This is a genomic window from Vibrio sp. 1159 (assembly GCF_033340395.1).
Lineage (GTDB): Bacteria > Pseudomonadota > Gammaproteobacteria > Enterobacterales > Vibrionaceae > Vibrio > Vibrio alginolyticus.
This window is the reverse complement of sequence record NZ_JAWOWL010000011.1, coordinates 117,069-140,601: the sequence shown is the minus strand read 5'-3', so window position 1 is coordinate 140,601 and position 23,533 is coordinate 117,069. Positions and strand designations below refer to the sequence as shown.

Below are 23,533 nucleotides of genomic sequence, written 5' to 3'. Positions count from 1 at the left end.
AAAGTGTCTATTTTGGATTACTAAGGAATGGTAAACCATTGGACTTGTATATTGCTAACGGTTCTTAACCCTTGTGTTGTCAGCGACTCACTTTGAAGAATTACATTTTCTGTTCTTTAGTGTCGTTGGTTGATGAGCCTTAAACAGCATGAAGCAAACGCAAGCTAAGCTTGAATCTAGACCCTCTCAACGACTTTCAATCCCAGTTTTTGCCGTTGAGTTACCAAGTAGGTGGGGAAGCCAGGAGGCGCTATGATTTTATCGACACTTCAATTTTTCGTTACGACCTTACTCGCTGTTGTCTGCGTTCGGGCGATGAGTTTGAGCGAGGGTGACATTCCCGTTCTTGCACTTATGATCCCCGCGCTGTGGGTTCTGCCACAAGGTGGGTTCGCTGGCTTAGTATTGCTGGGCGCGATGATGGCTTTTGGTGCGACACTCTCAATGCAGCCAATTGCTTTGTCGGTTGGTGTTTTGATCCTTTTCCCACTTTTAATGGTGGTGTTTTCTCGTAGAAGCTCTTTAGGCGTGTTGCTCACCGCTGGTCTTATTGTACTTACACTGCAAGTTGGTCTTATGGTCACACAGCAAGGCGGTAAGCTGGATGGGTCTGCTTGGGTTACAGTGGTTCAAACCATTGCGGTTATGGCGATGTGGTGGTCGGCTGCGCATTGGACGCCATCCAATAAACACAGCTGGTGGCCGTTGTTTTTGTTGCTCCCTTTGTGGATTGCAGGCCTACCGTACGCCGTTCTTATGGCGTTAAGTTTGACGGGAATGTTAGCGTCAATGGAAGCACTTGCGAAGCTTCAACATACCATTCGTTGGAGCAAATTATTATGTTGGACATTGCCGACTGTGGGTTTTGCCGCCTTAGTCGTCAGCCCGACCACGGATGTGCCAAACCCTGTTTTCGTGGTTTGGATCTGTTTGTTAGGGACGGCTTGGATGACTGACTATATTTTACGTAGTAGCGATGAACAGGCTGAATTATGAGTTTTTAGTCAGGTAAAAAGTGACATGTGCGGCAGAGTATCGAATTGGTTGTGGAACAAAATGGAGATTAGTATATGTTCTTCATTTCATATTTACTACACTTCCAATAATAATAACCACAATATAAGTGGTTGATTTAAGATAAGTTTGTCATGACAACTTTTGCTCGAACACTGTTGCTTTTTGCATGTTGCCTCTTGAGTTTGAATGTAAAAGCCGAAGCCCCTTTAATTGCTCATTATAAAGTCGCGACTGAAGCGGATGATGTCGTCACTCGTGTTCTTTTCAATGCTGCTTCAAAGGAGTTTGGCTTTACCGTTCAATACGTGAACTACTCCAGCTTTGATGCCATTCTAAATTCAGTAGCGAATGGGGAAGCGGACTTTGCTGCGAATATCACTTACACACAAGAACGTGCTCAACGTTTTAGTTATTCCCGCCCAACAAATATCGAATATACCTACCTCTTTGGTTTAAAAGATTCGACGTTGAGTGACATTTCGCGTGTTGGCGTCCCCAAAGATACAGTTTATGCCCAATTACTTAAACAACACTACCCTGAGCTAGAACAGATCTCTTATCAAGGTCACGAACAAGCAGTAACACTGCTACGTTCAGGTGCTGTGGATGGCGTTGTCGATGCCATTAACCAGCTCAAGCCGATGCTGATGGAGGGGTTTGACGCCAAGATGCTCAATGATCAGATTTCGATAAAGCCCGTATCCATCATCAGTAAAAAAGATCATCATCTTGAAGAGTTGGACACGTTCGCTACGTTTATTCACGGGGAAGCGGTGCAAAAGCAGCTTCGCGAAGAAATTTCCCAGTATCAATTTGAATTAAGGCGAGCAGCGTTGCGTGATTCTATTCGTTTATTACCCCTTGATTTTAATGAACCAATACGGATTAAGCTCGAATCTATCTTTCCATATGTTGTATACAACGCAGATGGTAGTGTCGAAGGGATGACGGCTGATGTAGTCCTGAGAAGCTGTGAGATCTTGGCTTTAAACTGCTTGATCATTAGTGAGCCTGGTGAAAGCTGGGGTTCTATGTACCATGAGTTTATCCAAGGTAATTTCGAAATTTTGGCGCCGTTAACGGTCAGCCGTGAGCGGCGCGCATTTAGCTACTTTCCAAAGCCCCATTACGCGCCAGCATCGGTGATGGTCAAGCGTTTAGGTTACAAACCGAGCACATACTCTCATGTTTCACAGTTGATATCTGAGCGGATTGGCGTAGTTAAGGATGACTTTTTCGATCAAATGATGACGCAACTGTTACCGCTAAAAGAACTCAAACGTTATCGTACCCAACAAGAGCTCATTCAGGGGCTACTAAATGAAGAAGTCGATTACATTCCGATGGATACGGCGATGCTCAATCATTTTTTACGTCTCAGTGAATTGGTTCCGATAGAGCAGGATACCGCTATTGGCGAGTTTTATGAGTCACAACTCTCTGTTGGATTGGTCGCGAATGAAAAAGGAGCCATGCTTGCGCCTTTCTTCAGTCGAGCGATAGCGATGTTAGAAGTTGATAAGATCATTGCTCAGTACGATGTACGCCCAGATTGGCGTACCGCACTTGAATATGAGATTCGATTAGCGACGCAAACACAAGCTGTGTTTATCTTTGTGTTATTGTTTGCTATTTGTGTTTCGCTTTATCTTTACCGTCAATCGAACACTGACAACTTAACAGGGTTAAGGAACCGTCGTGCGTTGCAAGTAAAGTATCGAAAAGGAGTAAACAAAGATCTATCCATACTTTACTTAGACATTAATCATTTCAAACGAATCAATGACACTTATGGGCATCGCGCTGGGGACGAAGTTTTACAACTACTGGCACTAAAAATTCATTATGTCTGGTCGGGAAGATGTTATCGAATTGGAGGGGATGAGTTCATATTGCTGGGTTATCCAACGCAAGCCGAGTTAACTAGAGCAATGAGAGAGCTCAGTAGAATCGACGTGAAAGGCAAATTATGTAGTGATTTGGAGTCTATAAGTATCTCTATTGGTTTCTCTGCAAAAAGGGAACGGCACATGAGCTTAGAGCAAGCGATGCATTTGGCTGATGAAGACATGTACATGAGTAAGCAGTCCTCACGGCACGACTCCTCTTATCGTGACTGTACGGTTTCATCATAAAGGAATGAATTGATCGAGTTTTGTTCAAACGGTAATGAAATGATGAAATTCAAGGTTTTTGCTCTTGCATTATGAGAGCTGATACTGAATAATCGCCCCATCGATTGAGGCAAGACCTCTCGAAAAGAATTATGGGGCTCTGGTCCTCTCGCAACAATAGCTCGTGAACTCGGTCAGGTCCGGAAGGAAGCAGCCGCAGCGTGTGACTTGTGTGCCGGGATGTGGCTGGGGTCCCACCCTTTGAAAGCCCTGCGTTATCGCAGGGCTTTTTTCGTTTTTGAGCCTTCTTTTATTTTGGCTACGCTTGGTGTTCAACGTCTTCTGATGATCAAGCTTCTTGAGGTTATTTAGGTATAATTTATAATCTCATCCGCTCGATACCGAACTTTCGTGAAGATTGTTTAGGGTACGCTCGTCGAATAACCATTTTCACCTGGGATACTTTAATGATTTCAAAAAACCAATTAAAACTGCTTCGTGCTTTAGGTCAAAAGAAACAGCGTAAAGCGCATGGCTTATTCCTAGTTCAGGGTGAAAAGAACGTACTAGAGCTAGCAAGTAGTTCATTGAAGGTGAAGCAGGTTTTTGCAACAGCGGCATTTCTCGAACAAAATGCTGGTACGCTAAATCGTTTTGATTGTGTTGAAGCATCGCTTGATGAATTGACCAAAGCGAGCACGCTTGTGAGCAATAATGCGGCCATTGCTGTGGTTGAAATTCCGAGTGTAAAAGACCCTCAAGCGAAAGGCTTGATGATTGCGCTAGATGGTGTATCCGACCCTGGTAATCTAGGTACGATTATTCGTGTTGCAGACTGGTATGGCATCAAGCACATTATTGCGAGTACAGATTGTGCTGATCCTTATAATCCTAAAACGATCAGTGCGACCATGGGCAGCTTTGGCCGCGTACAAGTGAGTTTGGTGGATTTGCCAAGTTATTTGGAACACGCCAAATTGCCAGTATATGGCGCGTTTTTGGAAGGAGAGAGCGTTCATAAAACGGATTTCGCTGCTGAAGGTATTTTGTTGATGGGCAGCGAATCTCATGGTGTGCGCGAAGCCGCAGCAAAATTCGTGACAGATAAAATCACGATTCCGGCGTTTGGCGGTGCCGAATCACTGAATGTCGCGATGGCGACTGGCATTATTTTAGACAACATGCGCCGCCAACATAGCTAACGCAACCATTACTTAATAACAAAGCCAGTCAATTTGACTGGCTTTGTTGTATTTATTGCCTAGAAAAATCAGCCTGGCTGAATCTTGCGTTTAACGAAATACAGTGAATGTTGTTCGGTGAGTTAATTTTGTTTTAGTTCAATAGGCTGTGCCTATAAATAAAATTACTCCTTTCCATTTAGTAAAATCAGGAAATTAGGCGACACTTATCTAAAGGCCGCAATAAAATGCCCTTAAGGAGATAAGAATGCATTCATTAAAAGTAAAAGATTACATGACGTTGCAAGCGGTGACTTTCACGAAAGATATGTCACTTTCGGCAGCTTTAAACAAAGTAATGCAAAGTGTCACACTAGGTGGCCCTGTCATTGATGAAAATGAAAAAGTGGTTGGGTTTTTATCGGAGCAAGACTTATTAGATAAGTTGGTGAAAGCAAGTTATCACTGCCAAGATACACATACGGTACAAGAGTGTATGCATGATGATGTCTTATCTGTTTCTCCAGAAATGTCAGTAATTGAACTGGCTGACATGATGAAAGTTGGAAAGCCGAAAATGTATCCAGTGGTGGATGGCAAAGGTAAGTTGGTTGGTGTTATCACAAGAAGAGACGTGCTGCGTGCCATAGGAATGACATTAAATGAGTGTTTTAAGCATCCCGTTTAACCTCTCTGTTTAAACTTTACGGAATATTGCTTTTAAACTGGTTTGGAAAGACGCTTCGGCGTCTTTTTTATTTTCTATCGCCGAACTGTACAAATTTATCTTGACCTTGGAGCTTACTCTAAGGTTTATCCTTAGCAATAGGTAAATCACCGATACCAATAAGGAAAAAATTATGTGTACAAAACATCAAGGTTGCCAATCTAGCAAAATCAAAACTGCGGTGCCGCTTGGTGCAAGCGAGTCATGCTGTGCGCCAGTAAAATCTTCGCTCAATATCTCTCAGGCCAGTGTTGATGTTTCTGAAAGCTCTTGCTGTAGTGGAGGAGGCTGCAGCGTTGACACAGGCGAGGAAGACGATCCCACAAGGGAGAGTAATTCCTCCGTTCGGAACGCTTGGCTTGTGTCAGGTATGGATTGCCCATCTTGTGCGCAAAAGCTTGAGAAAGCCATTACGTCTTTACAAGGCGTCAGCCAAGCCAAGGTTTTGTTTGCAACAGAAAAACTGGTCGTCGATTTTGATGGTCTAGAGCTGATAGCTACGATAGAGCAGACAGCCCAAAAAACGGGTTTCCCGCTCTCTTCACTTGATGCTCCAAAACCAAGCACTACAAAGAAAGGCTGGCTTGGCGTCATAAGAGACAACATCCAAATTCTCTCGATTGCTGGTGCAATGGCTACTGCGGCAGTAATTTCTAAGATCGACCCTCAAATAAGCGCTTGGTTATTCACTTTGACGTGTTTACTTGGTTTATACCCAATCGCGCTCAAAGCATTTAAGTTGGCGCGTAGCGGTACGCCTTTTGCGATTGAAACGTTAATGAGTGTAGCGGCGCTCGGCGCTTTATATTTAGGTGAAACCGCCGAAGCCGCAATGGTGTTATTGCTTTTCCTTATTGGTGAAAAGTTAGAAGCATATGCATCATCTCGCGCGCGAAGCGGTGTCCAGGCGTTAATGGACTTAGTCCCAGAAAATTCAATTTTAATTATTGATGGTGAACGCAAAGAAGTACCAGCTGCGCAGCTTAAACCAGGGGATATCATAGAAGTCGCACCCGGAGGTCGTTTGCCTGCCGACGGTGTTTTGCAAGATGCGCTTGCGAGTTTTGACGAAAGTGCGTTAACGGGAGAATCTGTTCCCGTTGAACATCAAACCGGTGGCAAAGTGATGGCCGGGGCTGTGGTTGTCGATAAAGTGGTTCGTTTACAGGTGACTTCCCGTCAGGGCGAGAATGCGATAGATCGAATTCTTCATTTGATTGAAGAAGCAGAATCCCGTAAGGCACCATTAGAACGCTTTCTTGATAAATTTAGCCGTTGGTATACGCCACTAATGATGTTGGTGTCTCTGATGGTTATCGTTACGCCGCCATTACTATTTGCCCAACCGTGGGAAACGTGGATCTATCGAGGACTCGCCCTGCTGTTGATTGCTTGTCCATGTGCATTAGTCATTTCAACGCCTGCGGCGATCACTTCTGGCTTGGCGGCAGCGGCTAAGCGGGGCGCATTGATCAAAGGTGGAGCGGCGCTTGAGTTGCTTGGCAAGGTTGAGTCTGTCGCATTTGATAAAACTGGGACACTGACGCAAGGTAAACCAGAAGTGACCGACGTCTTTGCTTTTGATATGGATGAAGACAAGTTACTTAGCCTAACTGCGTCAATCGAGGTTGGTTCAAGTCATCCTCTAGCGGTTTCTTTAGTTACCAAAGTGCAAGAGAAGGGGCTTACTATTCCTGAAGCGTTGGATAAAACCGCGCAAGTAGGCTCTGGTGTCACTGGTTACGTCGATGGAAAAATGGTCCAAGTGGTCACGCCTTCAAAGGCAGACTTTCCACTTTCTCAAGAAGCCAAAGAGCAAGTGGTTACGTTGGAACAACAAGGTAAAACGGTTGTCATTGTTCGTTACGATGACGAGGTCATTGGCGTGATCGCATGGCAAGATACATTGCGCTCAGATGCCCAGCAAGCCATCGCAATGTTGAAGGAACTTGGGGTCACGTCGGTGATGCTAACGGGTGACAACCCGAGAAGTGCAGAAGCAATGGCAAATAGAATAGGCTTGGATTATAAAGCGAGTTTGTTACCTGCAGACAAGGTGCATTACGTCGAGAAACTATCACAACAACATACCGTTGCGATGGTGGGAGACGGTATCAATGATGCTCCAGCCATGAAAGCTTCGAGTATCGGCATTGCGATGGGAGGCGGTACGGATGTTGCACTCGAGACTGCTGATGCGGCGTTAACACACAACCGTTTGATTGAGCTACCTGCCATGATAGAACTGTCGCGTGCGACGCTAAGTAACATTCGTCAGAATGTCGCGTTAGCGCTAGGTTTGAAAGGTGTATTCTTAGTGACAAGTTTACTTGGTGTAACTGGGTTGTGGGTTGCTGTATTAGCCGACAGTGGTGCAACAGCACTGGTGACATTGAATGCGTTGAGATTACTTCGTTTTGAGTCCAAGCAGATCAAATAACTGACCTAACCATTGATCCCACTCATTAATAGCCCGAGGCATTCGTGTATCGGGCTTTTTTTAACCGTATTAACCTGATGCGATCAGACGTTTTTCTCGTCCTTGAAATCACGCATTGCTATGCAACAAAATGATCTAACGCCCCTTAAAGTGTGATCAATACCAGTTTTGTTTGAAATTTCATTTTCATTACATTTTGTCATTGTGATTGTGATCACTCTATGTTGGTGAAAGGTTCGCTACAGTGCATCTGTACCCAATAACTGATTAATGAGCTTATTGTTCATAAAATAAGCCACAATAAGGAGCGACTTATGTCTCAAGCTGTATTCCATTTAGGTGTTACTGAAGCTGATCTTAATGGTGCGACTCTAGCGATCATTCCTGGTGACCCAGCGCGTGTTCAAAAAATCGCAGAACAAATGGAAAATCCAGTATTTCTAGCAAGCCATCGTGAATACACGCTATACCGTGCAGAGTTAGACGGTAAACCTGTTGTGGTTTGTTCTACAGGTATTGGTGGTCCTTCTACCTCTATCGCAGTTGAGGAATTGGCACAGCTTGGTGTTCGTACTTTCCTACGTGTTGGTACAACGGGTGCAATTCAACCACATGTAAACGTGGGTGACATGATCGTAACGACGGGGTCAGTTCGTCTTGACGGTGCGAGCCTACACTTTGCTCCTATGGAATTCCCAGCAGTTGCTGACTTTGAAGTAGCAACCGCAATGAAAGCAGCGGTAGAAGAGTCTGGCGCTACAGTTCACATGGGTGTGACTGCATCAAGCGACACGTTCTACCCTGGTCAAGAACGTTACGATACGTTCTCTGGTCGTGTTGTTAAGCGTTTCCAAGGCTCTATGCAAGAATGGCAAGACATGGGCGTACTTAACTTCGAGATGGAGTCTGCAACACTGCTAACAATGTGTGCGAGCTCTGGTTTAAAAGCGGGTTGTGTGGCTGGTGTTATCATCAACCGTACACAAAAAGAGATTCCAGATCATTCAACTCTGAAAGAAACGGAAGCGCGTTCAATTAAAGTGGTTGTAGAAGCAGCGCGTAAAATGCTTTAAGCCTCTATAGTTGGCATTTAAACAAACAGAAAAAACCAGAGGCTAACCTCTGGTTTTTTTCTACTTATAGAAATGCGTACAGCTAAAATTTAGGTATAAAAAAAGCAGCATTAATGCTGCTTTTTATCGTTGTGAATTTTAGCTTTTCTTAATGGCACTATATCTCGTCTGAACCGCCCGCGTCTTTAAACCAAGCCGTTAAGTGCGTTCTTAAATCTTTAAGCTCATCAGGGCCAATCAGGGCTAGCCCTAAGTCTTCAGCACGAGTAATGTCATTGTGACGAAGAGGACGGAAGCTCACCAACATTGCGCGCGCTTGCAAGCCACCTAATAGATCGCGAAGCGATTCTAACTTATATAAAGTATCGTCGCCGTCATCTCTCATGCCTTTGGTTTTGCACTCGATGATGTGCAGCTTGTTGTTTACAACTGTTGCGACATCTAACTCATTGCGTACTTCACTTTCACCAAGTTTACGATAAACCTGAACATTTAACGATCGATCTTGGATCGTCGGCATGGTGTCTTGGATTTGCTTCACGGTGCTGTGAACCAAAGTTTCTAACCACTCACCGTTTGAAAAGCGTCGAGCATCTTCATCTGCAAACGTTAAAACGCCATTCTCATAGGTGGCGATTTCTGCTTCTACTAAATCTGAAAGCAACATGTTGAGCTCACGGTAGCCCTGCTGTTTTTCGGAGAGCTCGACATCAAGCTTTTGTTCTTTGCGGCATGTGGTTGCAAGGTAGTTAAGTGTTGCTAGACCTGGCCCAAGCTCAAGCGCATTTGAGGCCCATCGTTCACCAAGTTCATACAATTTTTTATCAAGAAGAGGTGGTAAATCAACGTGGTGAAACTCGCCGCGTGCACCAAAGATAGTGAGGTAATCTGCAATCGTAATGTGATCTTCGACTTGGGTATCTTCTTTGCCATCAGGGTATAACCAACAAAGCTTATCGCTACTAGGCTCAACCACAAAAATTGGCCAGCGATAGGTACGGAAAACTTCGTACACCGACAACAAGCGATGACGAAGACCACAGCTCGCGTTCAATTTTACATCTTCGCCGCGTTCATGAAGGTCTTTTGCCAGTTTTTGAATTGCTTGTTTGATCAGAGATGTATTAACAGCGGATGGAATTTCAAAAAATTCAGAAGTAATTTCTCGTTGAGCTAAAACGGCACTCAGTCGGTCAAATATATCTAACTGGCTCTTGTCTCCGATGAAGACGATATGTGTGCTTAGCGTACGATTATCTAATAGAGGAGTGACCAATCTCACTGGGTCTTGGTCGATAATACCAACATGAACAGCCATAGATTTTCCTTTTTATGAGGCCGCTCGAAAAGAGTTGTGCAAGGGGATGAGCTGGCCTTATTAATCATATGTAGACATGGCCGACAAAAAACAAGGGCGACTTAACAAAAAGTCGCCCTTATACAGTTGATTGCACTAATTAATGCTCTTAATTATAAAGTATTTATAACTTAAATCGGTGGACCAATTCATTTTGCTGATGAGCCAAGTGGGTCAGTGATTCACTGGTTTGTGCGATATTCGACATGGCTTGGAAACTTTCATCGGCGATGCTGTTGATATCTTCGATGCTGCGAGCAATGTCTGTTGATGTTTCACTTTGCTCTGCTGCTGCTTGTGAAATGTGCGTACTCATTTGGCTGATTTCGATGATTAGCGCCTGGATCTCTTCCATTGAGCTGTTCGCTTTTGACGCTTGCTCAACCGACATCTCCATATCGCTCATACAGCTTTGTATGACTTGGTTTGCCGATTGTGAGCTAGATTGCAGATTACTGATCATGGATTCAATTTCAGTGGTTGATTGAGTCGTTCTTGATGCGAGTACTCGTACTTCATCTGCCACTACCGCGAAGCCGCGACCTTGTTCACCAGCGCGAGCCGCTTCAATTGCCGCGTTCAATGCCAGTAGGTTGGTTTGCTCCGCAATGTTGCGGATCACATCAAGGATAGACCCAATTTGACCACTCATCTTTTGTAGCTCAGAAACTGCGGAGACCGATTCGTTCAAACGTGTTTCTAGTTGATTAATGGTTGAGATGTTACTGCTCATAACATTTCTGCCTTCTTCAGAGGCAGATTCGACGCGTTGCACCATTTCTAGCGAGCCTTGCGCACTTTGCGCGACTTCCTGCACTGAATGAGACATTTCTGTCATCGCGGTAGCGACGTTTGCCGTTTGTTCGCGTTGAGAGCTCAATTTAATTTGTGCTTGCGAAGAGGTGCGTTCGTTGGTTGTCGCGGTTGACGATAGGTTTTCTGACGCTTCGTTGAGTTTCACCAAGATCTCGTGAAGGTTGTCGGCGAGTGAGTTAATGTGTCCACTCACACGGCTGAATTCGTTGTTATAGCGAATATCGATACGCTGTGTCATATCACCTTCAGTCAGGCCTTCTAACACTTTTAGAATACGAGTCAACGGCTCGCGAACGCTTTGTGCGATGTGGTAGCCAATCGCTGTCGCGAGTAAAACGACAATAACGCCAATGATGATGGCTTTCGTTACACCGGCCGAATATATGTCACCTGCATCTGCCAATGATTCATTGAGCTTATCTGTTGCGGTTGTCGTAAATTGCTCAAGAATCGCCATGGTTGAATCCACTTTATTTGCTAGGTTGGCGATATTGTTATACAAAGCGGCGCGAGCATTGAGGTAATTATTATGTTGGTCTAGCACACCGCCACGCATACCGACGTCACGAGTAAATTGCTCTACAGATTCGCCAAATGCTTTTTCTAGCTCAGGAAGCTGAGTCACCAACCCGCGGAATGCGTAATTCAAGTGCGTTACTGCTTTGCGGTTTTTAGCTACGGCTTGCGTAACAAACTCAGGGTTGGAACTGGCGAGGGCATCAGAGGTAATTACTTCGGCATCTTTTAACTTGATAAAGTAGCTCTTTGCCATGACTTTGACAGAAATGCTGGTTTGATCTGCCACATATTCTTTAAGACCAACCGAAAGTTCGGTATTCAGTTTTTGGAAGCGGCGTGAGGATTTTTGCACTTCTTCTTGAGCCGCGAACATTGCTTCGTAGTTGTCCATGGCCTCTAGAGCTTCTGTAAAATAGCTCTGCTCTAACGTTTTTAACTGTGAAAACGGTTCGGCAAGAGAAGGGTAGATTTGGCTTGCGGTTTTCAGTTGAGCCAATGTGGATTCGAAGCGCTGTTGAGATCTAGCAAATTCCTGACGCATTTCATCCATGCGTTGTTTATTCTCTGTTGTCAGGAAGTCTTTAAATGATTTGTCGGCAGAAAGCAGCTCAACACTGGTTTGATTAGATAACGATACCAACGGTAGGGATGATTTAGATACCGTGCCAAATTTTCCGTGAATATCACTCATTCCTCCCATCATAATGGCAATTGTGACGGCAAATAGGATGATGATCAGTGCAAAGCCGGCATACATCCTTTTAATAACTGAACCTCGCATAAGTGAGTTTCCTCTCCCAAAAATAGACAAGCTACCCAAGCATTTTTGAGTTTACTTGGGTATAAAAATAATAATTGTCTTAAAAAAGTAATAAAATTCATTGGATTGTATTCAGTTTGTGACGCGCATTTTATGACGCACACGACAAAAAAAGCCTCGTTAATTAGCATTTGATTAATAATGTTAAGTGAACACTGTTTTTATTGAGCTCCGCTTTTGGTTGGCGCATACTAATTGGGGTCTAATTACGTTTATAAAATGGAGTCCTCATGGCGGAAGAAACGATCTTTAGTAAAATTATTCGCAAGGAAATCCCTGCCGATATCCTTTATCAAGATGATTTGGTGACTGCGTTTCGCGACATTAACCCTCGCACACCAAGCCATATTCTCATTATTCCGAATAAACTGATCCCAACAACGAATGATGTAGAAGCTGAAGATGAAGCAATGATGGGGCGTTTGTTCACTGTTGCTAGAAAGTTGGCGAAAGAAGAAGGTATTGCTGAAGACGGCTATCGCCTGATCGTTAATTGTAATCCACATGGTGGCCAAGAGGTTTACCATATTCACATGCACCTACTAGGCGGCCGCCCTCTAGGTCCAATGGTATTGAGCTAAGCTTTTAAAAGTGGGTGGCGATTCACCCGCTTCTTTTTCCTGTCGAATGACACATTTGTGGAGATAAATGTGAAACTAGGTGTAAAGCTGTTAGGGCTGATGAGCTGGGCTTTAATGGCCTCTGGCTGCGCGAATTTATCTGCGGGCAATCTGTTTAGTCATTACAGCAACCAGAATCAAGAAGTTTATCAAGCCGTTGTTGCAGGGGAATATGCCAAAGCAAAACAACTTCAATCAAGTGAAGTGGGTGGCGAGATACTTGGCAATTTTGAAAAAGGTCGCATCTCTTTTCTTGCTGAAGATTACCCAACAAGTTTGAATGCGCTAGAAAGCAGCGATCGTGCCGTACGTGTTCAACAAGATCGAGCGACGATATCTGTGTCAGACACGGCAACGAGCGTCGGCTCTCTCGCAGTGAACGACAATCTCCAAGATTATCATCCCGCCGATTACGAACTTGGCTTTTTGCACCTGTATCTAGGACTAAATTACTTACAGAAAAACGATTTAGAAGGAGCACTAGTTGAAGTGCGTCGAGCTAATCAAGTTCAGGAAGCGGCAAGAAATGCGCGTGAAAAAGAGCTAAAAGCAGCAGAGAAAGACCTTAACAAGCAAGGCATGTCTGCCAATTTAGGCAGTGTATTAGCGAACTACCCTGATGCTGGTAAAAAACTAAGCGCGGTACAAAATGGTTATCTGTTCTATCTTTCTGGCTTGTTATATGAAGCGTCGCGAGACTTAAACAGTGCTTATGTTGATTACCGACGAGCACTCGCTGTAATGCCAGACAACAAGCAAGTTGTAGAAAGCACCTTATACGCTGCTAAGAAGTTAGGCATGCGTGAAGACTTGCGCATGCTAGAGAAGCGGTATGGCAAAGCACCTTCTGGATTAACTCAGTCACAAGGGCGAGTCATCGTTATTGATGAGCAGGGTGTTGTTGAGGCGATGAAAGGGTGGCGTATTGATTTACCGATTTACGACAGTCGCGATAATGGCGCGATTTATTCGTTGGCGCTTCCTTATTATCAGAACCGAGGTGCTCAACGTTTTAGCGATGTTGTTTTAAATGGTCAGGTATTGCCTTCCAGTACGCTGACTGATGTTAATGCGATGGCGCAAAACGATCTTAATGAACGTCTTACTACAATAGTGATCCGTCAAGCTCTTCGTGTTTGGGCAAAAGATCGAATCCGAAAAGAGGCGGCGAAAAAAGGCGATGATGTGGGCAACATACTTTTCAATGTATGGAACACATTGACCGAACAGCCAGATACAAGAAGTTGGCAAACATTGCCAGCGCAAGTGAAAACGGCTTCAAAAATCGTGAAACCGGGAACACAAAGTTTAAACTTGGGTGATCAAACCTATCAGTTTGAAGTGCCTGCACAGCAGACTACATTGGTATGGGTATCTCGTCAGGGAGCACACTCAACCGTGTGGCATAAACAGCTAGGGAGACTGTAATGAAAGCATGGCTTGTTTGTTTAGCAATGGCTATTGGTTTAGTTGGATGCGCCGAAAACACGGCTGGTATTCGAATTGATGGCCAAACGCAAAAAGTATTCTTTAATGATAACGTTTTAGGTAGTCGCTTATTAGTTGACAACATCACCACCACTTACGTTGATGATCGCCCACGAGGAGTCGTGCAGTTGAGTAGCAATTACAAAGGTGATCAGCACATTCTTTACCGATTTTATTGGTATGACAACAATGGTTTAGAAGTGAATACCAAACCTGGTCCGTGGCGAAAAATGATTGTGCGAGGATTTGAGCAAGTCACGTTATCTGAAGTTACTGTGAATCCAAATGGCACAAAATTCCGTGTGCAAATTAGAGAAGCACAAGACGATTAATCTTAACGGCTCTGCCGAAGCTGCCGCGCTAACGATGCGCTGGTATTGAAAAACTAAGGAACTCTCATGAAAAAAAGTATTATTGCTCTTTTAGGTCTTGCCGTCATTTTAGGTGGCTGTTCTAACAAAGTCTCTTACGGCGATGCGCAAGCAACAGAAACCACGACTATCGATTTTGGCTCAACAGATTTACAAAAAATCGCGGCTGAAATGGTGGATAGCATGATGATGTCGGGCTCTGTAGCAGCAATTACTCGTGACCAACGTCCTATCGTTTTTGTTGAGCGAATTAAGAACAAAACCAGTGAACATATTGACACTGAATCCATTACTGACACGATCTCTACTAAGATGTTGAACTCAGGTAAGTTCCGCTTTGTTGATATGGATCGTGTTGAGTCTGTGCGTGAACAACTTAACTTCCAAAACACGGATGAGCTTGTTAACCAAAGCACAGCGATCCAATTTGGTAAAATGGTTGGTGCTCAATACATGCTTTACGGCAACCTATCTAGCATTGTGAAAAATGCAGGTAGCGATAAAGATGTATACTACAAGATGACCATGCGCCTAATGGACCTAGAAACAGGTTTGATTGAGTGGGCGGATGAAACTGAAATTCGTAAAGCGCAATCTAAGAGCCTATTCGGTCTTTAATCGAACAGGGTGGAGAAGTCATCAATGGCATGGTTTTCTTGGCAACAAGCAAAACAGTTAGATCCGAGTCTTAATGCTCTCGATGGCTTCTTTACGGAGCCTCCGGTAAAAGTACAAACTGTTACCGGGGGGCTAACCAACCGCTGTTGGCGGTTGGAATCTTCTCAAGGCCTTGCATACATCTGGCGACCGACCAGTCATGTCTGCAAGGCTTTTTCAATTTCTCGTCACAGTGAATATCAAGTGCTGAATGCAGTCTCTTCATTGGAAATTGGCCCCAAGCCAGTTTTTATTCATGAGCAAGGGTTGCTGGTGGAATGGATAGAAGGAGAGGCACTGACGGAGTCAGGCTTAGCACTAAGCGATTTATTATCCATTGCGGCGAAGATTCATCAATATCCGATAAGCGCAATTCCTTTGGTTCCATTTTCATATATTTCTCGCATCGATCATTATTGGCTTGAGCTTGATGGTCAGTATGTGGGTACGGAGTTTGAGGCTTTGTACATGAAGTGGCGCACGGAACCGAACGTTGCACCTGTTCCGCTTGCCCTATGTCACTTCGATCTGGGGTGTTACAACCTAGTGCGAGGGGAGAGTGGGGTGAAAGTCATTGATTGGGAGTATGCCGGGATTGCTGACCCTAGGCTAGATTTGACCTTAACTATTCAGGTCGCGAATGCGCCTGTGGAAGAAGCGGTAAAGCAGTATTGCCAAATTCGAGGTATCGAAGATGTGTCTCTTTGGCTGAGAGGTGTACACGCTTGGCAACCAAGAACCTTGGTGATGGCGATGCTCTGGTATCTACTTGCCTATAAATTGTGGGGAACTGAACAATACTTAAACAGTGCGTATGAGTTGAAAGGCTCATTGTGTATGGAAGATCACTGTTTTGAGAACTCGTGATATTTTCCCCTTTAACAGTAAGGAAATAGTGGTAGTTTTAATAAAAGTACCAGATACACACAGGGAGAGGTACACATGATTATTTACTTACACGGCTTTGACAGTACAAGCCCGGGTAACCACGAAAAAGTTCTTCAACTGCAATTTATCGACGACGACGTTCGTTTTATCAATTACAGCACCCTTCACCCAAAGCACGACATGCAACACTTGTTAAAAGAAGTGTCTAAAGTTATCGATCAATCTGATGACCCAAACCCGTTAATCTGTGGGGTAGGTTTAGGTGGTTACTGGTCTGAGCGAATTGGTTTTCTATGCGGTATCAAGCAAGTGATGTTCAACCCGAACTTGCACCCAGAAAAAACGATGGCTGGTCGAATCGATCGCCCAGAAGAGTACGAAGATATCGCAACAAAATGTGTTGATCAGTTCCGAGCGAAAAATCAAGCGCACTGCTTAGTGATTCTCTCTAAAGATGATGAAGTGCATGACAATTCGAAAACGGCAGCTGAGTTAGAAAAACACTATCAAATCATTTGGGATGAAACTCAGTCTCATAAGTTCAAAAAAATCTCTCATCATTTACAAGCGATAAAGGCATTTAAAAATACTTACTAATGTTGAGTGTAGACAGTAAAGCGGCGTTTTTATCGGCTGCTTTGCTGCGATTCCTTCTCTTGAGTATGCCGAGCCACTGTCTCTTTGAAAGGCACATTTTCTTGGTTTAACGCTTTGAATATTGTGTTCTCCTTACCGTTTTCTTACTTACCTCCTATGTAGCACGAACACCTTGTTGTAGAGTAGTCGAAAAGTAGTCAATCCGTACTCGTTACACGGATTTTGGTTGCCTTCAAAGTTGGTCTCTATATAATGAACCGGACTAAAATAATTTGATAAATATCAAAAAAAATTGAGAGCGAGTAATAAACTTGCCCAAAAACTTCTGGCGCCGTATGCGTACCAGATAAACATGCCAAACCCTGACAAGTCATTGATAGATAAAGAATCAAAGTGGGTGGTAGTTTTTTAATCCAAGTAATTGAGACACCTCTAAGAACCAAGAATTCATCGGTTGGATGGATGCCACAAATGTTTGTGAGTCATGCATCGAGCTGAACCCCATATATTCATTTTTGTAGAGGAAAATCATTGTGACACGCATTATCGTTGTAGGCGGCGGTGCAGGTGGTCTTGAGTTGGCAACTAAGCTTGGTCGAACTCTAGGTCGCAAAAACCGTGCGCAAATTACGCTAGTCGATCGAAAAGCGAGCCACTTGTGGAAGCCATTATTGCATGAGGTTGCTACAGGTTCTTTGGACGAAGGAGTAGATGCACTGAGCTATCGAGCTCATGCAAAAAACCACAGCTTCGACTTCCAAATGGGTAGTCTTCAAGACATCGACCGTGAACGTAAAGTTATCATCTTAAGTGAGCTTAAAGACGAACACGGTGAACTTCTTATGCCAAGCCGTGAGCTAGAATACGACATTCTAGTGATGGCGATTGGCTCGACATCAAACGACTTCAACACGCCTGGCGTTCGTGAAAACTGTATTTTCCTAGACAGCCCTGAGCAAGCACACCGTTTCCGTACAGAAATGAACAACGAGTTCCTAAAGCTGCACGCGAAAAACGGTAACGGTACGGTCGATATTGCGATTGTTGGTGCTGGTGCAACTGGCGTTGAACTATCAGCTGAGTTACATAATGCTGTTAAAGAGCTGCGCACTTATGGCTTCGGTGATCTTGATTCTAGCAAGTTGAACGTCAATCTGATTGAAGCAGGTGAGCGTATTTTACCAGCGTTACCTCCACGTATTTCTTCTGCTGCTCATCAAGAGTTGGTGAAGTTGGGCGTAAACGTGCGCACCGCCACTATGGTGACTAAAGCTGAAAAAGATGGCCTTACTACAAAAGATGGTGAGAAAATCCCAGCTCAAATCATGGTTTGGGCTGCAGGTATCAAAGCTCCAGACTTTATTAAAGATATCGCTGGCTTAGAAACGAACCGTATCAATCAGCTTGTAGTGAAAAACACACTACAGACAACACGAGATGATGACATCTTTGTTATTGGTGACTTAGCACAATGCACCCAGTCTGACGGTTCGTTCGTGCCGCCACGCGCTCAAGCTGCACACCAAATGGCAAGCCAGGCATTTAGTAACATCGTCGCGAAGATCAACGGGCGCGAGTTGAAAGACTATGTATATAAAGATCACGGTTCATTAGTGTCTCTAAGTCGCTTCTCAACCGTTGGTAGTCTGATGGGGAACCTAACTAAAGGGTCGATGATGGTAGAAGGCCGTATTGCTCGTGTCGTTTACATCTCATTGTATCGCATGCACCTAATGGCGTTGCATGGTGTATTCAAAACCGGTCTGATGATGCTCGTCGGCCGCATTAATCGCGTGCTGCGTCCAAACCTTAAGCTGCACTAAGGTTTTAAATCCACTCTGTGTGGATGTGTTGTATCTTAAAAAATGCAGAAGCCACCGCAAGTCGGTGGCTTTTTGTTTATGTTAGATCTGTCGGTAAAAGTGAGAACACAACGCCATCTTTAGGCTTACCCTGAAAAATAAACCGGTTTCTGGCGATGGCTTCTTTTTGTGCACCGACGGACTCAATTAAGGCTTGGCTAGCTTCGTTGTCGGGGTCACAAACAATCTCTAGTCGAGTTAAACTTAGCTTTGCGAAGCAGAATTCTGCTAAGGCTTTAACGGCTTCTTGGGCATAGCCTTGCCGTTGATAGCGGTCGGCAACCCAGTAACCAATACTCGCCATATTAAACGTATGATATAACTCATTAACCGCTGCCATTCCAACCAAAGTGTTACTTTGCCGCTCATAGATACCGAAACCAAAAGCCTCAGTTTTGACCCAGTTAAGACGGGTTGCCAACAGAAAGTCCTGCGCGGTTTTCAATGTGACGTTTTTATCACACCAGTCAAGCCATTGGTGCAGCGAAGGGGATTCTGCAAGTAATCGTTGTAGTGAATGTGCTTCTTCAGCAGGGATGAGCTTGAGCGCTAAGCGGGGCGCAATGATTTCAAAGTCTGGACTCATGAACTAATACGACTTCCATGTTGAGTGTAAGTAAATTGAAAGCTGTCTATTTATACTTGAACGCAGCTATTTTCCTTGCTCTGCGTTGGTTAGGAATAACTGAGGTATAGCAGATAAAAACAAAGCGCAGCTTTGCTGCGCTTTGTCGAACCGCTCGTGCTTATCGAACCCGACGAACTTGAATGATCATACCCATCAACGGGTTATCTAGGTAATGAGTCTCGCTGCTACGCATACGACGTTTTTGAACCATTCGATAACTCTTCAGGAATTTCTCTTCGGTTACTGTCGGCGATATTTCTGCCAAGTTACCGACTTGGACGCTACCATCTACTTCACCTAAGTCATCCGCCAATTGCTCAGTTGAGGTTGGTTCAAAACGCACCTCTCTAACACTTGGTTCGCGCAGATCTAGTGTTGTTTCGGCGAAGAGGTAATGCTGTACGTATATTTGGAATCGACCATCTAGTTCATATAAAGGACCATTGACCGTCTCTTCACTGTAACCGTCGCTGGAAAATGTTTGATTGCCATTGATTGGGCGGCCATCTGCTTGATAAGAATCAGAGAAATCTCGCCCGCCAACGATGCGGAAAATTGGGGCGCTAGATTTACCTCGGTCACCTTGACGCCAGGCTACGTGTTTAAGCACTTTAAAGCCGGCATGATTATTTAGTGCCGCTTCTTGCGCGTTGAGACGGAAAGAAGAACTTGGCAAAAGTGTCACGCCTTTAGAGCGGCGGTAGGATTCACTCTCTAGGCTACCGACATTTTCCATATCGATTTTTGGCAGTTGATTCGGCCAAGATTCTGTTGTGCTTTCAGCGTCGACTGCTCGCTTGAAAATGATCACTTCAATATCAAATTGGCGCTGTGCCCAAGAGGGCATTGAGACACATAGAAGCAATAATGGGATCAGTATTCTCATTCGACTATTAGCTCGTTGGTAATAAATTCTGTTTAAAATCATTCAGTAAGTCTTGAACAAACTGAATGCGTTTACGTCGGTCCACCAATGGTACGCTAAACTTGAACTTAGTTGGACCTTCCATTGCAAATTTTTGCGGCTGTGATTGCAGCAGTTTAACTAAATACGCTGGATTTATGTCAGCATCAGGGTAAAACTCGATAAATCCACCTTTATCATGGGCTTCTATCTTTTTCGCTTTTAAACTACCAGCCGAAATTTTCAATTCTGAGACGGCAAGTAAGTTCTTTGTTGCGTCTGGAAGCAAACCAAAGCGATCAATCAGTTCCACTTTTAGCTCTGATAGTTCATCACTGCTTGTGACACTCGCAATGCGTTTGTACATCGACAGTCGTGTGTTTACATCCGGAATGTAATCATCTGGTAAGAGCGCTGGGATTCGCATTTCCACTTCAGTTTGCTCACGAAGCAGCTCATCCAAAGATGGCTCCTTGCCTTCTTTTAATGCTTGCACTGCTTGTTCCAGCATTTCCATATAAAGTGTAAAACCAACGGATTGAATTTGCCCACTTTGCTCATCACCAAGCAGCTCACCAGCACCACGGATTTCTAAATCGTGGGTTGCTAACGTAAAGCCAGCACCTAAGTCTTCTAGTGAAGCAATCGCATCAAGACGCTTGATGGCATCTTTGGTCATGGCTTTTGGATGTGGCGTTAATAAGTAAGCATAGGCCTGATGGTGCGAACGTCCAACACGGCCACGCAATTGATGCAACTGCGCCAAGCCAAGATTGTCCGCACGATCCATGATTATGGTATTTGCCGTTGGTACGTCGATACCGGTTTCGATGATGGTTGTACACACCAACACATTAAAGCGCTGATGGTAGAAGTCATTCATGATTCGCTCAAGTTCGCGCTCGCGCATTTGACCATGAGCCACGGTAATACGTGCCTCTGGGATGAGTTTCTGTAAGTCTTCTGCCGTTTTTTCAATGGTTTCAACCTGATTGTGCAGGAAGTAAACCTGACCACCACGCATAATTTCACGCAGTACCGCTTCACGGACCACTGGCTCTTCTTTTTGTCGAACAAAGGTTTTAATGGCTAAACGGCGTGCAGGAGGTGTCGCGATGATCGACAGGTCTCGCATGCCACTCATTGCCATATTCAGTGTGCGTGGAATTGGTGTTGCGGTGAGGGTAAGAATGTCCACATCCGCACGCATTGCTTTGACTTTTTCTTTTTGACGAACCCCGAAGCGGTGTTCCTCATCAACGATCAACAAACCTAAATCTTTGAATTTAATGTCGCTCGAAAGCAGCTTATGCGTACCAACGACAATGTCTACTTTACCATCGGCAACGTCTTGCAGAATGACTTTTTGTTCTTTGGCAGATTTAAAACGAGACAGTACTTCAACTCGGATTGGTAAGTTGGCAAAACGGTCACGGAAGTTTTCGAAATGCTGCTGAGCAAGCAAGGTTGTTGGTACGAGTACGGCGACCTGTTTACTGTTATCCGTTGCGACAAATGCTGCGCGCATAGCGACTTCCGTTTTACCAAAGCCCACGTCACCACACACTAAGCGATCCATCGCTTTTGCCTGGCACATGTCTGACAAGACGGCATTGATGGCCATCGCTTGGTCATCTGTTTCTTCAAACGGGAATGTTGCTTTAAATGTTGCGTATTGCCCACGATCTAGCTCAAATTTGAAGCCAGGTTTTAATTCTCGTTTAGCATACACATCCAGCAATTCTGCCGCGACATCACGCACTTTTTCTGCCGCTTTACGACGTGCTTTTGCCCACGCTTCACCACCTAATTTATGCAGTGGCGCACTCTCTTCAGCGCCGCCAGAATAACGGCTGATAAGATTCAGTGATGAAACTGGCACGTAGAGCTTGGCATCGTTTTGATACTCAAGGGTGACGTATTCCGTTTTCATGCCACCGGCTTCAAGTGTTTGTAAACCGATGTAGCGGCCAATACCGTGATCAATATGAACCACAGGTTGACCGGGTTTTAGTTCCGCAAGATGGCGAATAACGGTGTCACTGTTGACGGCTTTTTTATCTTTGCGGCGTCGCTGGATAACACGGTCACCGAGTAGATCACTTTCACAGATCAGAGCGAAGTTCAGCTCTTCGTGAATGAAACCATGCTCTGCTGCGCCTAAGATCAAGCTGAATCGATCACCCGAGTCTAGAGCTTGGTAAAGTGAGCCATGTACGACTGGCCGAACTTTGATGCCTTGCAACAGCTCCGTTAGTGCTTCACGACGACCTTCTGACTCTACCGAGAAAACGATTTTGCCGCTGAATTGCTCACTAAACTGACGAAGGCGCGAGAGCGGCTCTTTATTTTGTTGTTGAACGCCAAGCTCGGCTAACGATTGTACTGGTAGATTTTGACGACCGGCACGCTTAACCACTTTATCTAGGCTCAATTGAGCGATAGGGAGCTGTTTTAGTTGACTGAAAAGTTCGTCTTTTTTCAACCAAAGCTGTTCAGGAGTCAAAAGAGGACGCAGCGGATCAACTTTTTTCTGGTCGTATCGATATTCGACATCGGTTAAGAAAGTATCGACCGCAGATTCGATATCACCATATGTGATGACTTGAGAGTCTTCTGGCAAATATTCAAATAAAGTCTCGGTATGGTCAAAAAACAGCGGCTGCCAATACTCAATACCAGCGGGCCACGTGCCTTTGGTCACTTGCATGTAGATTGATTCAGGCTCGCGGCGTGCGTCGAACTGGGTGCGCCAACGTGTGCGGAAATCTTCAATCGCTTCTTTAGTGGTTGGGAACTCATGTGCAGGCAGCAATTGGATTTGCTGAATATCGTCGATAGAGCGTTGGTTCTCTGGATCAAACGTGCGAATGGTATCTATTTCATCATCAAAGAAGTCGATGCGGTACGGGTCATTGCTGCCCATAGGAAAGAGATCCAGAATAGACCCACGACTTGCATATTCACCTGGTCCAAATACTTGATCTACATGGCGGTAGCCTGAATTTTCAAGTTGTACACGTAACTTCTCTAGCGAGAGCCGATCACCAGTTTTCACCATTAAAGTGTGTTGCAACAAAAAATCACGTGGCGATTGGCGTTGCAATACGGTACTGACCGGGACGATGGTTATGCCATCACGTTGACTTGGCAGTTGGTATAGGCGTGCGATACGTTCAGAGATGATTTCTTGATGCGGAGAAAAGTTATCGTAAGGCAGCGTTTCCCAGTCGGGGAACAGGCTTACCGTTTGGTCGGTGAATTGCTCAATCTCTGCCTGAAGCTTTAAAGCAATTTGCGGGTCAGGCACAACGAGTAGCGAGTGACTCGAATGCTGTTTGGCCAGCTCTGCAATGGCTAGAGGTAGAGCTGCGCCCGGCAAATTACCTAGCTGTTTTTTGTCGCCACGCTCTGAAGGATTGGTGACGGAAAGAATCGTTGCTTTTGTCATAGG

General features: G+C 44.6%; 18 protein-coding genes and 1 other RNA gene. 14 read left to right on the top strand and 5 right to left on the bottom strand.

The annotated features are described in order from the left end of the window. The first annotated feature begins 252 nt into the window (after nt 1–252). The 7 genes from R7127_RS11195 (at nt 253) to udp (ending at nt 8,552) form a co-directional block, all read left to right on the top strand. Nucleotides 253–996 (top strand): hypothetical protein, encoded by a 744-nt coding sequence (locus R7127_RS11195; protein ID WP_005389942.1) that lies wholly within the window; start codon nt 253–255, stop codon nt 994–996. Between the two features lie 152 nt (nt 997–1,148). Next, nucleotides 1,149–3,152 carry a GGDEF domain-containing protein gene (locus R7127_RS11190; RefSeq protein WP_017634751.1) on the top strand — a complete coding sequence of 668 codons (2,004 nt, stop codon included), beginning with the start codon at nt 1,149–1,151 and terminating at the stop codon, nt 3,150–3,152. A gap of 137 nt (nt 3,153–3,289) precedes the next feature. Further along, an RNA gene (gene ffs / locus R7127_RS11185) (signal recognition particle sRNA small type) lies at nt 3,290–3,386 on the top strand. A 212-nt stretch (nt 3,387–3,598) separates the two neighbouring features. Beyond that, complete coding sequence (locus R7127_RS11180; protein ID WP_262584454.1) at nt 3,599–4,333, top strand: RNA methyltransferase; 735 nt, start codon at nt 3,599–3,601, stop codon at nt 4,331–4,333. 247 nt (nt 4,334–4,580) lie between these two features. Then, on the top strand, nt 4,581–5,000 hold the full coding sequence (locus R7127_RS11175; protein WP_005378483.1) for a CBS domain-containing protein: 420 nt from the start codon (nt 4,581–4,583) through the stop codon (nt 4,998–5,000). A gap of 172 nt (nt 5,001–5,172) precedes the next feature. After that, the gene (locus R7127_RS11170; protein ID WP_213966482.1) at nt 5,173–7,479 is read left to right on the top strand and encodes a zinc/cadmium/mercury/lead-transporting ATPase; all 2,307 of its coding nucleotides are present in this window, start codon (nt 5,173–5,175) and stop codon (nt 7,477–7,479) included. Between the two features lie 314 nt (nt 7,480–7,793). Beyond that, nucleotides 7,794–8,552 (top strand): uridine phosphorylase, encoded by a 759-nt coding sequence (gene udp / locus R7127_RS11165; protein ID WP_005378479.1) that lies wholly within the window; start codon nt 7,794–7,796, stop codon nt 8,550–8,552. A 157-nt stretch (nt 8,553–8,709) separates the two neighbouring features. Here udp and R7127_RS11160 read toward each other — a convergent pair whose 3' ends face one another. Then, on the bottom strand, nt 8,710–9,870 hold the full coding sequence (locus tag R7127_RS11160) for a DUF1887 family protein (RefSeq protein ID WP_064353735.1): 1,161 nt from the start codon (nt 9,868–9,870) through the stop codon (nt 8,710–8,712). Between the two features lie 163 nt (nt 9,871–10,033). After that, on the bottom strand, nt 10,034–12,025 hold the full coding sequence (locus R7127_RS11155; protein WP_033905040.1) for a methyl-accepting chemotaxis protein: 1,992 nt from the start codon (nt 12,023–12,025) through the stop codon (nt 10,034–10,036). A 269-nt stretch (nt 12,026–12,294) separates the two neighbouring features. Between R7127_RS11155 and hinT the strand changes: the two genes are divergently transcribed. The 7 genes from hinT (at nt 12,295) to R7127_RS11120 (ending at nt 18,508) form a co-directional block, all read left to right on the top strand. Beyond that, nucleotides 12,295–12,645 (top strand): purine nucleoside phosphoramidase, encoded by a 351-nt coding sequence (gene hinT / locus R7127_RS11150; protein WP_005378473.1) that lies wholly within the window; start codon nt 12,295–12,297, stop codon nt 12,643–12,645. A 69-nt stretch (nt 12,646–12,714) separates the two neighbouring features. Next, nucleotides 12,715–14,112 (top strand): COG3014 family protein, encoded by a 1,398-nt coding sequence (locus tag R7127_RS11145; protein ID WP_005378471.1) that lies wholly within the window; start codon nt 12,715–12,717, stop codon nt 14,110–14,112. Next, entirely contained in the window at nt 14,112–14,504 is a 393-nt protein-coding gene (locus R7127_RS11140; protein ID WP_005378469.1) for a YcfL family protein, read from the top strand. Before R7127_RS11145 ends, R7127_RS11140 begins: the two co-directional genes overlap by 1 nt. A 66-nt stretch (nt 14,505–14,570) precedes the next feature. Next, on the top strand, nt 14,571–15,161 hold the full coding sequence (gene lpoB / locus R7127_RS11135) for a penicillin-binding protein activator LpoB (RefSeq protein WP_005378467.1): 591 nt from the start codon (nt 14,571–14,573) through the stop codon (nt 15,159–15,161). 24 nt (nt 15,162–15,185) lie between these two features. Continuing rightward, nucleotides 15,186–16,067: a thiamine kinase gene (gene thiK, locus R7127_RS11130; RefSeq protein ID WP_017634746.1), complete on the top strand. Its 882-nt coding sequence runs from the start codon at nt 15,186–15,188 to the stop codon at nt 16,065–16,067. A gap of 75 nt (nt 16,068–16,142) precedes the next feature. Next, the gene (gene ycfP / locus R7127_RS11125) at nt 16,143–16,685 is read left to right on the top strand and encodes an alpha/beta hydrolase YcfP (protein WP_005378464.1); all 543 of its coding nucleotides are present in this window, start codon (nt 16,143–16,145) and stop codon (nt 16,683–16,685) included. Nucleotides 16,686–17,218: 533 nt separating this feature from the next. Continuing rightward, a complete protein-coding gene (locus R7127_RS11120; RefSeq protein ID WP_005378463.1) occupies nt 17,219–18,508 on the top strand; it encodes an NAD(P)/FAD-dependent oxidoreductase in 1,290 nt (429 codons plus the stop codon). 76 nt (nt 18,509–18,584) lie between these two features. Here the strand turns inward: R7127_RS11120 and R7127_RS11115 are convergent, their stop codons facing one another. The 3 genes from R7127_RS11115 to mfd all read right to left on the bottom strand — a co-directional run bounded on the left by R7127_RS11115 (nt 18,585) and on the right by mfd (nt 23,530). Beyond that, nucleotides 18,585–19,133: a GNAT family N-acetyltransferase gene (locus tag R7127_RS11115; RefSeq protein WP_005387823.1), complete on the bottom strand. Its 549-nt coding sequence runs from the start codon at nt 19,131–19,133 to the stop codon at nt 18,585–18,587. A gap of 160 nt (nt 19,134–19,293) precedes the next feature. Continuing rightward, complete coding sequence (locus tag R7127_RS11110) at nt 19,294–20,061, bottom strand: peptidoglycan binding protein CsiV (protein WP_318142131.1); 768 nt, start codon at nt 20,059–20,061, stop codon at nt 19,294–19,296. Nucleotides 20,062–20,068: 7 nt separating this feature from the next. Beyond that, nucleotides 20,069–23,530 (bottom strand): transcription-repair coupling factor, encoded by a 3,462-nt coding sequence (gene mfd / locus R7127_RS11105; protein WP_033905041.1) that lies wholly within the window; start codon nt 23,528–23,530, stop codon nt 20,069–20,071. Between the last annotated feature and the right edge of the window lie 3 nt (nt 23,531–23,533).

Coding starts and splice junctions, on each gene's coding strand:
- R7127_RS11195 (WP_005389942.1), top strand. CDS start 253: ATGATTTTATCGACACTTCAATTTTTCGTTACGACCTTACTCGCTGTT.
- R7127_RS11190 (WP_017634751.1), top strand. CDS start 1,149: ATGACAACTTTTGCTCGAACACTGTTGCTTTTTGCATGTTGCCTCTTG.
- R7127_RS11180 (WP_262584454.1), top strand. CDS start 3,599: ATGATTTCAAAAAACCAATTAAAACTGCTTCGTGCTTTAGGTCAAAAG.
- R7127_RS11175 (WP_005378483.1), top strand. CDS start 4,581: ATGCATTCATTAAAAGTAAAAGATTACATGACGTTGCAAGCGGTGACT.
- R7127_RS11170 (WP_213966482.1), top strand. CDS start 5,173: ATGTGTACAAAACATCAAGGTTGCCAATCTAGCAAAATCAAAACTGCG.
- udp (WP_005378479.1), top strand. CDS start 7,794: ATGTCTCAAGCTGTATTCCATTTAGGTGTTACTGAAGCTGATCTTAAT.
- R7127_RS11160 (WP_064353735.1), bottom strand. CDS start 9,870: ATGGCTGTTCATGTTGGTATTATCGACCAAGACCCAGTGAGATTGGTC.
- R7127_RS11155 (WP_033905040.1), bottom strand. CDS start 12,025: ATGCGAGGTTCAGTTATTAAAAGGATGTATGCCGGCTTTGCACTGATC.
- hinT (WP_005378473.1), top strand. CDS start 12,295: ATGGCGGAAGAAACGATCTTTAGTAAAATTATTCGCAAGGAAATCCCT.
- R7127_RS11140 (WP_005378469.1), top strand. CDS start 14,112: ATGAAAGCATGGCTTGTTTGTTTAGCAATGGCTATTGGTTTAGTTGGA.
- lpoB (WP_005378467.1), top strand. CDS start 14,571: ATGAAAAAAAGTATTATTGCTCTTTTAGGTCTTGCCGTCATTTTAGGT.
- thiK (WP_017634746.1), top strand. CDS start 15,186: ATGGCATGGTTTTCTTGGCAACAAGCAAAACAGTTAGATCCGAGTCTT.
- ycfP (WP_005378464.1), top strand. CDS start 16,143: ATGATTATTTACTTACACGGCTTTGACAGTACAAGCCCGGGTAACCAC.
- R7127_RS11115 (WP_005387823.1), bottom strand. CDS start 19,133: ATGAGTCCAGACTTTGAAATCATTGCGCCCCGCTTAGCGCTCAAGCTC.
- R7127_RS11110 (WP_318142131.1), bottom strand. CDS start 20,061: ATGAGAATACTGATCCCATTATTGCTTCTATGTGTCTCAATGCCCTCT.
- mfd (WP_033905041.1), bottom strand. CDS start 23,530: ATGACAAAAGCAACGATTCTTTCCGTCACCAATCCTTCAGAGCGTGGC.